Here is a 15,572-nt window from a genome sequence, read left to right as displayed (position 1 = left end):
GTATTCAGTCACTCTGAGTGTATCCCGGATAAAAGATGCTGCCTTCGGGGCCGTTCTGAATTTTTATCAGCCGTCCGCTCTGCGACGGGTTTTGTTAATGCATTTTATTGAAAATTATCAATATCCAGAAAATTCTATTTGCGAAACACATCCCGCATTTATCTGCCTTTGTATGTAATACCATTTTTTTATATTGATTCCCGTCACATAAAATGCCGGTGGTTCACGTACAATTGGGACATCATCCACTGTAGTTATCGAGGTTACTATGTCGCAACCTGAAGTTTTCCATCTCGGACTGGCTAAAGCTGACCTTCAGGGAGCCACCCTGGCGATTGTTCCGGGTGATCCTGAACGGGTAAAAAAGATAGCGGAGCTGATGGACAATCCCCGCCAGCTGGCCGCACACCGTGAATTCACCAGCTGGATTGCTTTTATTGAAGGTAAGCCGGTTATTATTTGTTCTACCGGTATTGGCGGCCCGTCCACCTCTATCGCGGTGGAAGAACTGGCCCAGTTAGGGATACGTACTTTTTTACGGGTAGGGACAACAGGCGCGATTCAGCCGCATATTCATGTCGGTGATGTGCTGGTTACCACCGCTTCTGTCCGGCTGGACGGGGCGAGTCTCCACTTTGCGCCGCTGGAGTTCCCTGCGGTAGCTGATTTTACCTGTACCACAGCTCTGGCGGAGGCTGCCCGTCATGCCGGTGCAACTACCCATATCGGGGTTACTGCATCCTCAGATACGTTTTACCCGGGCCAGGAACGTTATGACACCTTCTCAGGAAGAGTGGTGAAATCTTTCCGCGGATCGATGGAAGAGTGGCAGTCGATGGGAGTGCTGAACTATGAAATGGAGTCAGCCACCTTACTGACCATGTGTGCCAGCCAGGGCCTGAGAGCAGGTATGATCGCCGGGGTAATTGTAAACCGCACCCAGAAAGAGATCCCTGACAGTGCCACCATGAAAAAAACCGAAAGTCAGGCGGTACAGATCGTAGTAAACGCAGCCAAATCGTTGTTATAACTCTTCTTATACGGGGTTGCGTTATCCGGAGGATAGCGCAACCGGCATCTTATCTCCGCGAAAATTATCTGGACATCTATACAGTGCGACTCTACCTTTCCTTTAACAGTGTGTTAAGCGGGGAAACGGGTGGATACGCAACTTATTATTTCAGGATGTCTGCTGCTGGGTGGTGCCGGTCTTGGCTGGCTGGTCGCTGTACTTCGGTCGGGCCATCAACTGGCGGCCTATGCTGCTGAACAGCGGGTCAGGCAGGAAACGGTCGATCAGTTACAGCAGGTTCTGGGTTCAGAGCAGCAGTCCGGCCGGCAGAAAGATCTCGAACTCCGGCAGTTACATGGCACGGTTGCCGCACAGCAGGAAAAACTGCAACAGCTGACATACTGGCGTGAACAGAGTGAACAACTCAGCCAGGAACTGCGCCATCAGGCGGATATCTATCGGGCGCAGGAAGCCGAACTGCGTGAAGTGACTACCCGGCTGGAGGACACCCGGCTGGCGGCCGAAGAAAAACAGCGTGTACTGATCAACAGCGAACAGCGACTGGCGGCACAATTCGAAAATCTGGCCGGCCGCATTTTCGAACACAGCGGCCGCCGTTTCGATGAGCAAAACCGGCAAAGTCTGCAGGGTCTGCTGACACCCCTGCGGGAACAGCTGGACGGCTTCCGGCGGCAGATTAATGACAGTTTTAGCAGTGAGGCCCGTGAGCGGCATACGCTTACACATGAAATCCGTCAGTTACAAAAACTGAATAGTCAAATGGCTCAGGAAGCCGTTAACCTGACCCGCGCCCTGAAAGGGGATAATAAAACCCAGGGGAACTGGGGGGAGGTTATCCTGGCGCGTGTGCTGGAAGCATCAGGACTGCGGGAAGGCTATGAATATGAGACTCAGGTCAGCATTCAGCGTAATGACGGGCGTTATCAGCCTGATGTTATTGTGCATTTGCCGCAGAATAAGGATGTGGTAATTGACGCTAAAATGACACTGGTGGCCTATGAGCGCTATTTTAACGCCGAAGATGACCTGCTACGTGAACAGGCGGCGCGTGAGCATATCTCCGCAATGCGTAATCACCTGCGGTTACTCAGCCGTAAAGATTACCAGCAACTGCCCGGAGTAAAATCGCTGGATTATGTCTTAATGTTTATTCCGGTCGAACCGGCGTTTTTACTGGCACTGGACAGAGAGCCTGAGCTGGTTAATGAGGCACTGCAACAGAACATTATGCTGGTCAGTCCGACGACGCTGTTGGTGGCCTTACGGACCATCAGTAATCTCTGGCGTTATGAACATCAAAGCCAGAATGCACGGGATATTGCAGAAAAAGCCGGCAGGCTATATGACAAAATGCGCTTGTTTGTCGACGATATGCAGAGCATGGGCAACCATCTTGATAAAGCCCGCGACAGCTACCAGCAATCGATGAAAAAACTGACCGAAGGGCGGGGCAATCTGGTCGCAAGGGCTGAGGCTTTTCGCCATATGGGGGTGGAAGTCCGGCGACCGATAGATCCGAAAATAACCGCGAAAGCCCTTTCATTTGATTTACCACCAGAAGATGACCCGCAGGACGGCGAAAGCACTCTGGCCGGCCTGCAGAATACGTGGGACAATAAGGCCCCTCTGGGGAATAGCTGAATAGTGGTGGCGTAACGTGCCTGGCCTTCGGGAGTCTGGTACACTTCAGACAGTATTGATTACAGAGCAGGTAATACCGATGGCAGATGAATCTCAGGAAACAACACATTTTGGTTTTCAGACCGTAGCAAAAAACGAAAAGGCTGAAAAAGTTGCTGACGTGTTCCATTCCGTAGCAGCAAAATATGACCTGATGAACGATTTGATGTCGATGGGCATCCATCGTATCTGGAAGCGTTTTACCATTGATTGCAGCGGTGTTCGCCGCGGGCAGCGGGTGCTGGATCTCGCCGGAGGAACCGGTGATCTGACGGCGAAATTCTCCCGTTTAGTCGGGGACACTGGCCAGGTAGTACTGGCAGATATTAACAGTTCGATGCTAAAAATGGGCCGCGAAAAGCTCCGTAACAGTGGGGTATCAGGTAACGTCAGTTATGTGCAGGCCAACGCAGAAGCTCTGCCATTCCCGGATAATTATTTTGACTGTATTACAATCTCTTTCGGGCTGCGTAATGTCACCGAAAAAGAGAAAGCTCTGGCATCGATGTTCCGCGTACTTAAACCGGGCGGACGCTTACTGGTACTGGAATTCTCAAAACCGCTGCTTGAGCCATTAAGCAAAGCTTACGATGCCTATTCTTTCCATATTTTACCGCGAATCGGGCAACTGGTCGCGGGCGATGCAGAAAGTTATCGTTATCTGGCAGAGTCTATCCGTATGCACCCTGATCAGGAAACGCTGAAAGGTATGATGAATGAGGTCGGTTTCGAAAATACCACCTATTACAACCTGACCGGAGGGATCGTTGCCCTTCACCGCGGATATAAATTCTGATGTCAACGGTAATCACTGCAATGCCGCTGCTGACGGCGGTTATCGAGAATACACTTAACCGCGTATTATACCAGGACCGGGGCCTTAAGGCTGCCCGCCAGCGGTTAAAAGGAAAAGTACTGACCCTGAAGTTCAGCGAGTTTTCCACACCACTGGTACTGGTATTCAGCGAACAGCAACTGGATGTGATCGGCGACTGGCAGGGCGACAGTGACTGTACTGTCTCGCTGGCATTGTCAGTGTTACCGGAGCTGCGTGACCGGCAGAATATGACCGCGTTAATCAGGCAGGGCCGGCTGGATGTTCAGGGCGATTTACAGGTGATTCAGCAATTCTCTGCGCTGATTGATTTAGCTGAGCTTGACCCCGCTGAATATATGGCACCGCTGGTCGGTGACATTGCTGCCCGTGGGATCAGCCGTGCAGGACAGCGCTTATTTTCGTTTGCCCGCCAGCAGATCAGTGGTAAGCAACAACAACTGGGCGAAATTCTGACTGAGGAGTGGCGGGTCGCCCCCGGCGCCCTCGAAGTGGCGTGGTTTTGTGAAGAAACCGCGGCGCTGGACAAAACGCTGGAAGCGCTGGATGCGCGGCTGGCACAATGGGAGAAGAAATGACTGTTGGAGAAATTCGGCGACTCTATTTCATTATTCGTATTTTCTTGTCTCATGGTCTGGATGAGCTTATTCCCCGTACCCGCCTGACCATACTGCTGCGCTTCTGGCGGCGTTGTATTTTCTGGATCCCTAACCGTTACCCGAATGAAGCGCTGGGTGTGCGTCTCAGAATGGCACTGGAACAGCTGGGGCCGGTATGGATTAAATTTGGCCAGATGCTGTCTACCAGACGAGACCTGTTTCCGCCGGAAATCGCCGATCAGCTTTCTTCACTGCAGGACAAAGTCCCGCCTTTTGACGGTGCAAAAGCTAAACAGCAGATTGAAAAATCGCTGGGAGGACCGGTTGAACAGTGGTTTGATGATTTCGAAATAACCCCTCTGGCTTCAGCGTCTATCGCTCAGGTACACACGGCCACTCTTAAAGAGAATGGCAAACATATTGTCATAAAAGTTATCCGTCCTGATATTTTGCCGGTGATAAAAGCGGACATGCGTCTTATCTATCGGCTGGCACGCTGGGTACCACGGTTGTTACCCGACGGCAGGCGGCTGCGCCCTGTCGAAGTTGTCCGGGATTATGAGAAAACCCTGCTGGATGAACTGAATTTACAGCGTGAAGCGGCCAATGCTATCCAGCTGAGGCGGAACTTTGAAAACAATAACATGCTGTATGTGCCGTTTATTTATTCTGATTATTGCAGTGAGAATATGCTGGTCATGGAGCGTATCTACGGGATCTCTGTCTCCGATACGGCAGCATTAAAGGCTCATGGCGTGAATATGCAGTTACTTGCAGAACGGGGTGTTCAGGTCTTCTTTACCCAGGTATTCCGCGACAGTTTCTTTCATGCGGATATGCATCCGGGGAATATTTTTGTCAGCTATGATCATCCGGAAGACCCGCAGTATATCGGCATTGACTGCGGTATTGTCGGCTCACTGAATAAAGATGATAAACGTTACCTGGCTGAAAATTTCATTGCTTTCTTTAACCGTGATTACCGGCGGGTGGCCGAACTGCACGTGGATTCGGGCTGGGTTCCGCCGGATACCAATGTCGAAGATTTTGAGTTTTCTATCCGTACTGTCTGTGAACCTATTTTTGAAAAACCGCTGGCGGAAATTTCCTTTGGTCATGTGCTGCTGAATCTGTTCAATACAGCCCGTCGTTTTAATATGGAAGTTCAGCCGCAATTGGTGTTGTTGCAGAAGACATTGCTGTATGTTGAAGGTATTGGCCGTCAGCTATATCCGCAGTTGGATCTCTGGAAAACAGCCAAACCATTCCTCGAGGAGTGGATTAAAGATCAGGTAGGACTGCCTGCTATCTGGCGGGCAGTGAAGACGAAAGCACCTTCATGGGCAGAAAAGCTTCCCGAATTACCTGAGTTACTTTATGACGGAATGCGGCAACATAAGTTACTGAAACACAGTGTTGATAAGCTGGCGCATGAAATGAATGCACAGCGTGTACGGCATAGTCAGGCACGTTATCTGTTCGGGATCGGCGCTGTTTTTCTGCTCTGTGGTACGGCAGTGACGATCGGACGTCCCCAATGGGATGTAACTTCGGTGCTACTGATTGTTGCTGGTGTGTTAACATGGCTGGCCGGTTGGCGGAAGACAAACTGATTGTCTGTTTTAGCCCAACCGCGCTAAGTTCAGGGGAATAAGGCGTAATGATACGCCTTGTATCATTGGATCATGGAATTCAGGGGTTAAAAATGGGCGGCATTAGTATCTGGAAGTTACTTATCATTGTGGTCATTCTGGTACTGTTGTTTGGTACTAAAAAACTGCGGGGTCTTGGCTCAGATTTAGGATCTTCGATTAAAGGCTTTAAAAAAGCCATGAGCGACGAAGATGAGAAAAAAGGGCAGGATGCGGACTTCCCCGCAACACCGATTTCAGAGAAAAAACCCGCGTCTTCTGTAAAAGAAGAATCCCGTAAAGATAACGATCAGGTATAAACCGTGTTCGATATAGGTTTTAGTGAGCTTTTACTGGTATTCGTGATTGGTCTGATTGTTCTCGGGCCACAGCGATTACCTGTGGCGGTGAAAACCGTTGTCGGCTGGATCCGCGCGATGCGCTCTCTGGCAGCCAACGTACAGAATGAGCTGGCTCAGGAGCTTAAGCTGCAGGAGTTACAGGACAGTCTGAAAAAAGTTGAAGAGGCAGGTAAAGGTACGCTTTCCCCTGAGCTGAAAGAATCAATGGAAGAGCTGCGTAAAACGGCTGACTCAATGAAGCGTACCTATCGTGAGGCAACTGATATGGAAGGGTATGATGATAAAGCCCATGGCGGAAACGCCGGTCAGCCATCTGCCGGGTCGGAAAAAACGACACCGCCCCCTGTAACGCCTTCGGTGACAGAGCCGCCTCAGCACCCGACAGCATCTTCTGCCGGAGCTGATACCCCGGCAGATACCCGCACAGCCAGCAGCGTTAACGCGGAACCAGAGTCCGCGACAAAACCTGCTTCATCCGTAAGTGAAGAACGATAATCATGGATGTACAAGATACTCAACCACTGATCAGCCATCTGATAGAACTGCGTAAACGCCTGTTATACTGTATTGTCTCAATACTGGTTATTTTCCTGTGTCTGGTCTATTTTTCCAATGATATCTACCAGTTAGTTGCAGCCCCTTTAATCCGTCAGATGCCAACCGGCGCCAGTATGATTGCGACTGATGTGGCATCACCTTTCTTTACGCCGATAAAACTGACGATTATTGTTTCGGTGTTTCTGGCGGTACCGGTGATCCTCTACCAGTTATGGGCATTTGTGGCACCGGCGTTATATCGTCATGAACGCCGGCTGATCATGCCTTTGTTGTTTTCCAGTTCGCTATTGTTTTATATCGGTGTCTGTTTTGCCTATTTTATCGTGTTCCCGCTGGCGTTTGGCTTTTTCGCCAAGACAGTACCGCACGGCGTACAGATTGCTACAGATATCAGTAACTACCTTGATTTTGTTATGGCACTGTTTCTGGCCTTTGGTGTGGCATTTGAAGTACCGGTCGCGATTGTACTGCTTTGCTGGACGGGCATTACTTCCCCCGAAGACCTGAAAAAGAAACGGCCTTATATGCTGGTCGGTGCGTTTGTGGTCGGCATGCTGTTAACCCCTCCTGATGTTTTTTCCCAAACTTTGCTCGCTATTCCGATGTACTGCCTGTTTGAAGTCGGCGTATTCTTCTCACGTTACTATGTTGGTAAAGGACGCTGGGATAAGGATAAAGATCAGGATAGCGAATCCTGAGATCCCGGCTCAGGTTCCCGTAAACACGGGAAATGTTAACTAAAACCACCCGTCAGGGTGGTTACGCTTTTTGGGAATAACTATGTTTGATATTGGTGTCAACCTGACCAGTACGCAGTTTGCGAAAGATCGTAAACAGGTGGTTTCACGGGCGCGCAGTGCAGGGGTATCCGGTATGCTGATTACCGGGACCAATGCACTCGAAAGTCAGCAGGCTTTATCGCTGGCAAAGCAGCACCCCGACTACTGCTGGTCTACTGCCGGCGTTCATCCCCACCATGCCAGTGAATGGTCGCAGGAAACAGCAGGCACGTTGCGCCGTCTGGCCGGTCAGCCTGAAGTTGTGGCAATTGGTGAATGTGGCCTCGATTTCAACCGTAACCTCGCCGATCATAATCAACAGGAATATGCGTTCGATGCACAGCTGGCATTAGCGGCTGAATTACAGTTGCCGGTGTTTCTGCACTGCCGTGAAGCCCATCAGCGTTTTATGGCAGTACTTGCCGGATGGCTGGATAAGTTACCGGCAGCCGTTGTCCACTGCTTTACCGGAACCCGCCAGGAACTTGAAGAGTGTCTGGCAGCAGGTATGTATGTCGGGATCACCGGCTGGGTGTGTGATGAACGCAGAGGCCTCGGGCTGCGGGAGTTACTGCCTGTGATTCCTGCCGACCGCCTGTTGCTGGAAACGGATGCACCTTATCTGATCCCACGTGATATGCATCCACGACCGCCTTCAAGACGTAATGAACCCTGCTTTCTGCCACATATCCTGCAGCAGGTTGCTGCATGGCGGAACGAAGATGTGGAATTACTGGCGAAACAGACTGACCACAATGCCCGGCAACTGTTCCGCCTCAGTTAATCAGGCCAGACTTTACGAAACTGCTGATTACCGATACTGCGCACTACCTGTTTGTTTAGCAGGTTAAGCAGTAAAAGCGAGCGGGTTTCGCCTTCCGGCTCAGTAAATATCGCCCGTAGTCCTTCGAATGTCCCGGCAATGATTTCGACTTCATCTCCCTGCCGGGGCCGTTCCCCGGCCTGCAGACACTGATAATCTTTATTGATAATACTATCGATGACTTCTTCCGGTACCGTAGCAGGCAATGCGCCAAACCGGACAAAATGGCTGACGCCGCGGGTAGCGTTAATGGTTGTAGTATGGATAACTTCCGGGGAAAAACGGATAAACAGATAATTAGGAAACAGCGGCTCACTCACCATACTGAGTTTGCCCCGCACTTTCTTTTCCACCTCAGTCACCGGGCTCAGGCAGGCAACGCCCTGGCGCTCAAGGTGTTCCTGTGCGCGTAATAACTGACCACGTTTGCAAAAAAGTAAATACCAGGATTCCATAACCGCTCCATTTAACCGGCAGCAAAGAATAACAAAACTCATAAGGGAGTTATAGGCTATTTATCCGGGTTACGCAGCCTTGTATCCCTTGCGGGTCATGGGATTGCGGTTATTTTCATCGCTGTGTAAATAATGATTTGCAGGCCCTATTCAGTACCCTGAATGACATCGTACAGATTATGTTCCGCACCGACAGGCTAATAAATCTCAGCATCCTGATGCAATCCTCCTTATAATGGCCAGATTATCTGCAGCAATAAAGTAAAAACCTCATGAAATATCAGGACTTAAGAGACTTCCTGCAACAACTTGAGCAGCGTGGTGAATTAAAAAGGATTAGTTATCCTGTTGATCCTAATTTAGAAATGACTGAGATTGCCGACCGGACATTGCGTGCCGGCGGACCTGCCTTATTGTTTGAAAATCCGAAAGGCTATGCGATGCCCGTACTCTGTAACCTGTTCGGGACCTCCGCACGGGTTGCCTTGGGGATGGGGCAGGAAGATGTCAGTGCATTACGTGATGTCGGAGAGTTACTGGCTTTTCTTAAAGAGCCGGCACCGCCAAAAGGTTTCCGTGACCTGTTCGAACAGATGCCGCGTTTTAAAAAAGTACTGAGTATGCCCACCAGGCGACGCAGCAGTGCCCCCTGTCAGGAAATCATCTTACAGGATGATGACGTTGACCTCTCGGCGATACCGGTAATGACCTGCTGGCCGGAAGATGCAGCACCGCTGATTACCTGGGGTCTGACCGTGACTCGAGGTCCGCACAAAGAGCGGCAAAATCTCGGGATTTATCGTATGCAGGTGATTGGTAAAAATCGCCTGATTATGCGCTGGTTATCACACCGTGGCGGGGCACTGGATTTTCAGGAATGGTGTAAAGCCCGTCCGGGTGAACGGTTTCCGGTTTCTGTCGCCTTAGGTGCCGATCCGGCGACTATTCTGGCTGCAGTGACGCCGATACCCGATACTCTCTCCGAATATGCATTTGCCGGGCTGCTCCGGGGCAGTAAAACGGATGTGGTAAAATCCCTGTCGAATGATCTCGATGTTCCGGCCAGTGCTGAAATTATCCTCGAAGGGTATATTGAGCCTGGCGATATGGCTGCGGAAGGTCCCTATGGTGATCATACAGGGTACTACAATGAAGTTGATAACTTCCCTGTATTCACCGTGACAAAAATCACCAAACGCCAGCAGGCAATTTACCATTCCACCTATACAGGCCGTCCGCCCGATGAACCTGCCGCTCTGGGGGTTGCACTGAATGAAGTGCTGGTGCCTATTCTGATCAAACAGTTTCCGGAAATTGTTGATTTCTATCTGCCTCCTGAGGGATGTTCTTACCGGCTGGCCGTCGTGACGATGAAGAAACAATATGCCGGACATGCAAAACGCGTTATGTTTGGAGTATGGTCTTTCCTGCGGCAATTTATGTACACCAAATTTGTCATTGTTTGCGATGATGATGTCAATGCCCGCGACTGGAATGATGTTATCTGGGCCATTACCACCCGCATGGACCCGGCCAGAGACACGGTAATTGTTGAAAATACCCCGATTGACTACCTCGACTTTGCTTCACCGGTCTCCGGCCTCGGCTCAAAAATGGGGATGGATGCTACCAATAAATGGCCGGGAGAAACGGATCGCGAGTGGGGTCGTCCGATTGTGAAAGATCCTAAGGTGACGGCCCGTGTTGATGAGATATGGGATGAGCTGGCGATATTTGAACCCCGTTCCGGACGTTAACAGAGAACCACCAATTTTAGCTAAAGACCCGACAGAGGGAACGCATGACAAGATTAAGCTGTAAAGTTATTTCTGTAGAAACCATTACCGACACTGTCTATCGGGTCCGGTTAGTGCCTGAAGCCGACTATAGTTTTCGCGCGGGTCAGTATCTGATGGTAGTAATGGATGAAAATGATAAACGTCCTTTTTCTCTGGCATCGACGCCGATGGATAAAGACATTATTGAACTGCATATCGGCGCATCGGATCTCAATCTGTATGCGATGGCTGTGATGGATCGTATCCGTGATCAGCGACAAATCACTGTGGATATGCCACACGGTAATGCGGCGCTGCGTGAAGACAGCGATCGGCCGATGATTCTTATTGCAGGCGGTACCGGGTTCTCTTATGTACGTTCTATCCTGCTGACGGCCTTGTCTGAAAATCCGCAGCGTGAGATTGCCATTTACTGGGGCGGGCGTGAGCCTCAGCATCTCTATGATCTGGAAGAACTGAACGCACTGGCAGTACGCCATCCTAATCTTAAGGTCGTACCGGTCGTTGAACAGCCTGATGCTGACTGGCAGGGCAGAACCGGCACTGTATTACCGGCGGTAATTCAGGATTACAGTTCACTGAAAGAATACGACATTTATATTGCAGGGCGTTTCGAAATGGCCAAAGCGGCGCGTGAGCGTTTCTGTGCTGAAAGAGAAGCTATCAGCAGTCAGATTTATGGTGATGCTTTCGCTTTTATCTGATAACCGCAGCATGTTGTCCTGAACAGGCGTTGCAGTCACTGCTGCAACGCCTGCCCACGTTGATCCCCTGTAAATCCTGTTATTTCCCTGAAAACGTCACTGCCCGTTGACCGCGACAGCGTATCCGCTACCCCGCCGGTCCGGTGAGCAACTGCCCGTGATGGTCAGCGCGGCATCCCGGCAACAGCTGTGATAAAATGGCACAAATTCTTATGCCAGAGAGGACCGGGATGAATTCACTCAATGAGTTGTATAAAACACACCTGACGACATTACAGCACCGTGCCCGAAAGATACTTGAGGCGCGTAACCTGCAGGCCTTATTGATTCATTCAGGAGAATTGCAAAATGTGTTCCTTGATGATCATCCCTATCCGTTTAAAGTCAATCCGCATTTCAAAGCATGGATCCCGGTGACCCGGACGCCTGATTGCTGGTTATGGATTGACGGTGTAAGTAAACCGCGTCTGTGGTTTTACTCGCCAGTCGATTACTGGCATAAAACTGATGAACTGCCGGACAGTTTCTGGACCAGTGAGTTCGATATCATCCCGTTACGCGAAAGCCAGCATATTGCCAGACTGTTACCTGCTGACAGAGGTCAGGTTGCTTATATTGGTCCGGTAGCCGGACGTGCAACGCAACTCGGTATTACGGAACAGAATATCAATCCGCAGCCGGTACTTGATTATCTGCATTATCACCGTAGTGTTAAAACAGATTATGAACTCTATTGTATGCGTGAAGCGCAGAAGATTGCTGTACAGGGACACCGTGCGGCAAAACAGGCTTTCTTTGACGGACAAAGTGAGTTCCTGATTAATTCAGCCTATCTGCAGGCAACCGGGCAGCGTGATACAGATGTGCCTTATGGCAATATTGTGGCGCTGAATGAACATGCTTCTGTGCTGCATTATACTCAGCTGGATAGTGACACGCCTGCCGAACCGCGCAGCTTTCTGCTGGATGCCGGGGCTGAATATCATGGTTACGCTGCGGATTTAACCCGCAGTTATGCATGGGATCCTGCGTCATTGTATGCGGAACTGGTAAGCGCGATGGACCAGCATCAGCAGCAATTGATCGCGACTTTACAGGCCGGGGTCTGCTACACGGACTATCATGTGCAGATGAATCAGCGCATTGCCCGTATGCTGACTGACTTCGGTATTATCAGCGGACTGAGTGAAGATGCACTGGTCAGTGAAAATATCACCTCGCTGTTTATGCCTCATGGTGTCGGTCATTCTCTGGGCTTGCAGGTACATGATGTCGCCGGATTTATGCAGGATGAGAAAGGCACACACCTGGCACCGCCAGCACAGTATCCGTGGCTGCGTTGTACCCGGACTCTGGCCGCGGGGATGGTTCTGACGATTGAACCTGGTCTGTATTTTATAGAATCTTTACTTTCGGCGTGGCGGCAGGGCAGTTTCAGTAAGCATTTCAACTGGCAACTTATTGATGCACTGAAACCTTACGGTGGGATCCGTATTGAAGACAACGTTATTATTCGCCAGGATGGCATCGAAAATATGACCCGCGACCTGCAGTTAACCTGATGGACGCTTATGATATTCCGTCTGCAGAAATCAGTGTGACGGAAGAAAGCATAAAGAAAAGTCGTTTTATCACCTTTCTGGCCCATACTGAAGGCGCTGAGAGCGCCAGGGACTTTGTCCGGCAGATAAAAAGTCAGCATCCTGATGCCCGGCACCATTGCTGGGCATGGGTAGCGGGTGCGCCGGATGACTCACAACAACTGGGCTTCTCGGATGACGGTGAACCTTCAGGCACGGCAGGTAAACCGATGCTGGCCCAGTTGATGGGCAGCGGGCTGGGTGAGGTGACAGCGGTGGTAGTCCGCTACTATGGCGGCGTTATGCTGGGGACCGGCGGGCTGGTTAAAGCTTATGGCGGCGGGGTTCGTCAGGGGCTCAGTGCTCTGACACGGACAACTAAAGTCCCGATGCAGACGTTTACGCTATGCTGTGATTACCGGCAACTGGATGATATTGAACGTCTGGTTGAACGTCATCAGGGGAAAATGATCCGCAGGGATTACCAGGCCGATATCATACTGACCCTTGCTTTGCCCCATGGCCGGGTCGGTGAGTTTACACAACATCTCTCAGATTTCAGCCGGGGCAGACTGATGCTTCAGCGGGTAAATCAACTTCCTATATAGAGTTAAGGACAGGAATAATGCACTTTCGTGCTATTACCCGCATCGTGGGTTTATTGATCATTATTTTCTCTGTCACCATGATTATGCCGGGGCTGGTTGCCTTGATTTATCGTGACGGGGCAGGACGGGCTTTTAGCCAGACGTTTATTATGGCACTGATTATCGGTTCAATACTCTGGTGGCCTAACCGTAAACAGAAAGTTGAACTCAAACCCCGTGAAGGGTTTTTGATTGTGGTGTTGTTCTGGACCGTATTAGGCAGTGTCGGGGCGATGCCGTTTATCTTTGCGGAACGACCTCATCTGTCGGTGACCGATGCCTTCTTTGAATCTTTTTCCGGACTGACCACCACCGGTGCGACAACGCTGGTAGGGCTGGACTCACTGCCGAAAGCTATTCTGTTCTACCGTCAGATGCTGCAGTGGCTGGGAGGTATGGGGATCATTGTGCTGGCGGTGGCTATCTTACCGATTCTCGGAGTTGGCGGCATGCAGCTGTATCGTGCCGAAATGCCCGGTCCTTTGAAAGATCATAAAATGCGGCCGAGGATTGCTGAAACGGCCAAAACGCTGTGGCTGATCTATGTGCTGCTGACCATCGCCTGTGCTGTTGCATTATGGCTGGCCGGCATGCCGTTGTTTGACGCTATCGGACACAGTTTCTCGACTATCGCTATCGGCGGATTTTCTACCCATGATGCCAGTATCGGCTATTTCCATAGTTCGACGATTAATACTATCGTTGCCATTTTCCTGCTGATCTCCGGATGTAACTATGGCCTGCACTTCTCTTTATTAAGCGGGCGCAGCTTACGGGGATACTGGCGGGACCCGGAATTCAGGGTATTTATCGGGGTACAGTTCACGCTGGTGGCTATCGCAACCCTGATCCTGTGGATACATAATACCTATAATGGTTTTTTCCAGACCCTGAATCAGGCCTTCTTCCAGGTTGTGTCAATGGCAACTACCGCCGGCTTCACCACCGACAGTATCTCCCACTGGCCATCTTTCCTTCCTATCCTGCTGCTGTGTTCTGCATTTATCGGTGGCTGTGCTGGTTCAACAGGAGGCGGGCTGAAAGTTATCCGGATTTTACTGCTGTGCAAGCAAGGGTCACGTGAACTTAAACGGCTGGTACATCCTAATGCGGTCTACACTATTAAGCTTGGGGAGCGAGCCTTGCCTGAGCGGATCCTTGAAGCAGTCTGGGGATTCTTTTCTGCTTATGCGCTGGTCTTTCTGATCAGTATGCTGGCCATCATTGCCACCGGGGTCGATAACTTCTCGGCCTTCGCTGCAGTAGCAGCAACATTGAATAACCTCGGCCCGGGATTAGGGGTTGTCGCAGACAACTTCGCGTCAATGAATGATACGGCAAAGTGGATCCTTATTTCGACCATGCTGTTTGGTCGTCTGGAAGTGTTTACCCTGCTGGTACTGTTTACTCCGACCTTCTGGCGGGAATAAGGGATAAAGAAGAATGAAGATGCTGGTATTGTTTTCCACCCGGGACGGTCAGACACAACGTATTGCCCGGTTTATTGCTGATCAGGTACAGCCACTGACAGAATGTGATGTTATCAATATTAAGGATATCGGGACTGCAGACTGGCAGGCCTATGACCGGCTATTAATTGCAGCCTCTATCCGTTATGGACATTATGCACCGGAGGTTCATCGCTGTATTGCTGACCATCTGCCTGAGTTACAGGCAAGGATCAGCGGTTTCATCTCAGTAAACCTGACGGCCCGTAAAGCGGATAAATGCACACCGCACACAAATGTCTATACCCGTAAGTTTCTTGAACAGTCGCCCTGGACCCCGGATCGCTGTCTGGTGGTGGCCGGTGCTTTACGTTATCCCCGTTATCGCTGGTTTGATAAATTTATGATCCGCCTGATCATGAAGATTACAGGAGGAGAAACGGACACTTCGAAAGAAGTCGAGTACACGGACTGGTCTCAGGTTGCAGATTTTGCCGATAATTTTGCACAAATTACCGGCAAATCGCTGTAAAAGTGGCTGATTCGGAGGAAAATCCGCCACTCAGTAATTAATTTAAAATAAACCCTTGCCAGAAAAAATTAACTCCCTATAATGCGCATCCACTGACACGGCAAAGC

The 15,572-nt window shown here is 50.4% G+C and carries 16 protein-coding genes; 15 read left to right on the top strand and 1 reads right to left on the bottom strand.

All coding sequences use genetic code 11. The features are described from left to right. Nucleotides 1–268: 268 nt before the first annotated feature. The 9 genes from udp to tatD all read left to right on the top strand — a co-directional run bounded on the left by udp (nucleotide 269) and on the right by tatD (nucleotide 8,261). Nucleotides 269–1,030 carry a uridine phosphorylase gene (gene udp, locus JK198_RS14150; RefSeq protein WP_212708214.1) on the top strand — a complete coding sequence of 254 codons (762 nt, stop codon included), beginning with the start codon at nucleotides 269–271 and terminating at the stop codon, nucleotides 1,028–1,030. Between the two features lie 129 nt (nucleotides 1,031–1,159). Next, nucleotides 1,160–2,674, top strand: coding sequence for a DNA recombination protein RmuC (rmuC, locus tag JK198_RS14145; protein WP_212710812.1), 1,515 nt, complete (start codon nucleotides 1,160–1,162; stop codon nucleotides 2,672–2,674). A gap of 79 nt (nucleotides 2,675–2,753) precedes the next feature. Continuing rightward, nucleotides 2,754–3,509, top strand: a complete 756-nt coding sequence (gene ubiE / locus JK198_RS14140; protein ID WP_212708216.1) for a bifunctional demethylmenaquinone methyltransferase/2-methoxy-6-polyprenyl-1,4-benzoquinol methylase UbiE — start codon at nucleotides 2,754–2,756, stop codon at nucleotides 3,507–3,509. Between the two features lie 11 nt (nucleotides 3,510–3,520). Continuing rightward, nucleotides 3,521–4,126 carry an SCP2 domain-containing protein gene (locus JK198_RS14135; RefSeq protein WP_212710821.1) on the top strand — a complete coding sequence of 202 codons (606 nt, stop codon included), beginning with the start codon at nucleotides 3,521–3,523 and terminating at the stop codon, nucleotides 4,124–4,126. After that, a complete protein-coding gene (ubiB, locus tag JK198_RS14130; RefSeq protein ID WP_212710811.1) occupies nucleotides 4,123–5,760 on the top strand; it encodes a ubiquinone biosynthesis regulatory protein kinase UbiB in 1,638 nt (545 codons plus the stop codon). The genes JK198_RS14135 and ubiB overlap by 4 nt, the downstream gene beginning before the upstream one ends. Nucleotides 5,761–5,852: 92 nt before the next feature. Then, nucleotides 5,853–6,098 carry a twin-arginine translocase TatA/TatE family subunit gene (tatA, locus tag JK198_RS14125; RefSeq protein WP_212708218.1) on the top strand — a complete coding sequence of 82 codons (246 nt, stop codon included), beginning with the start codon at nucleotides 5,853–5,855 and terminating at the stop codon, nucleotides 6,096–6,098. 3 nt (nucleotides 6,099–6,101) lie between these two features. Continuing rightward, nucleotides 6,102–6,635 carry a Sec-independent protein translocase protein TatB gene (gene tatB / locus JK198_RS14120; RefSeq protein WP_212708219.1) on the top strand — a complete coding sequence of 178 codons (534 nt, stop codon included), beginning with the start codon at nucleotides 6,102–6,104 and terminating at the stop codon, nucleotides 6,633–6,635. Nucleotides 6,636–6,637: 2 nt separating this feature from the next. Beyond that, entirely contained in the window at nucleotides 6,638–7,396 is a 759-nt protein-coding gene (gene tatC / locus JK198_RS14115; protein WP_212708220.1) for a Sec-independent protein translocase subunit TatC, read from the top strand. An 82-nt stretch (nucleotides 7,397–7,478) separates the two neighbouring features. Continuing rightward, a complete protein-coding gene (gene tatD / locus JK198_RS14110) occupies nucleotides 7,479–8,261 on the top strand; it encodes a 3'-5' ssDNA/RNA exonuclease TatD (RefSeq protein WP_212708221.1) in 783 nt (260 codons plus the stop codon). Here the strand turns inward: tatD and rfaH are convergent. Further along, nucleotides 8,258–8,755 carry a transcription/translation regulatory transformer protein RfaH gene (gene rfaH / locus JK198_RS14105; RefSeq protein ID WP_212708222.1) on the bottom strand — a complete coding sequence of 166 codons (498 nt, stop codon included), beginning with the start codon at nucleotides 8,753–8,755 and terminating at the stop codon, nucleotides 8,258–8,260. The two genes, tatD and rfaH, sit on opposite strands and share 4 nt — an antisense overlap. A 272-nt stretch (nucleotides 8,756–9,027) precedes the next feature. Here rfaH and ubiD point away from each other — a divergent pair, with 272 nt between their 5' ends. The 6 genes from ubiD to hemG all read left to right on the top strand — a co-directional run bounded on the left by ubiD (nucleotide 9,028) and on the right by hemG (nucleotide 15,465). After that, entirely contained in the window at nucleotides 9,028–10,512 is a 1,485-nt protein-coding gene (ubiD, locus tag JK198_RS14100) for a 4-hydroxy-3-polyprenylbenzoate decarboxylase (protein WP_212710810.1), read from the top strand. A gap of 44 nt (nucleotides 10,513–10,556) precedes the next feature. Next, nucleotides 10,557–11,258, top strand: coding sequence for an NAD(P)H-flavin reductase (gene fre, locus JK198_RS14095; RefSeq protein WP_212708224.1), 702 nt, complete (start codon nucleotides 10,557–10,559; stop codon nucleotides 11,256–11,258). A gap of 230 nt (nucleotides 11,259–11,488) precedes the next feature. Beyond that, entirely contained in the window at nucleotides 11,489–12,820 is a 1,332-nt protein-coding gene (gene pepQ / locus JK198_RS14090) for a Xaa-Pro dipeptidase (protein WP_212708225.1), read from the top strand. Continuing rightward, entirely contained in the window at nucleotides 12,820–13,446 is a 627-nt protein-coding gene (locus JK198_RS14085; protein ID WP_212708226.1) for an IMPACT family protein, read from the top strand. The genes pepQ and JK198_RS14085 overlap by 1 nt, the downstream gene beginning before the upstream one ends. Nucleotides 13,447–13,463: 17 nt before the next feature. Further along, nucleotides 13,464–14,915 (top strand): Trk system potassium transporter TrkH, encoded by a 1,452-nt coding sequence (trkH, locus tag JK198_RS14080; protein ID WP_212708227.1) that lies wholly within the window; start codon nucleotides 13,464–13,466, stop codon nucleotides 14,913–14,915. A 13-nt stretch (nucleotides 14,916–14,928) separates the two neighbouring features. Then, nucleotides 14,929–15,465 carry a menaquinone-dependent protoporphyrinogen IX dehydrogenase gene (gene hemG / locus JK198_RS14075; RefSeq protein WP_212708228.1) on the top strand — a complete coding sequence of 179 codons (537 nt, stop codon included), beginning with the start codon at nucleotides 14,929–14,931 and terminating at the stop codon, nucleotides 15,463–15,465. The last annotated feature ends 107 nt before the right edge of the window (nucleotides 15,466–15,572 follow it).

The organism is Tatumella sp. JGM91 (genome assembly GCF_018257575.1).
In the GTDB taxonomy this organism is placed as follows: domain Bacteria; phylum Pseudomonadota; class Gammaproteobacteria; order Enterobacterales; family Enterobacteriaceae; genus Tatumella; species Tatumella punctata.
The sequence above is the reverse complement of the archived record's forward strand: the minus strand, read 5'-3'. Positions and strand labels throughout refer to the sequence as shown.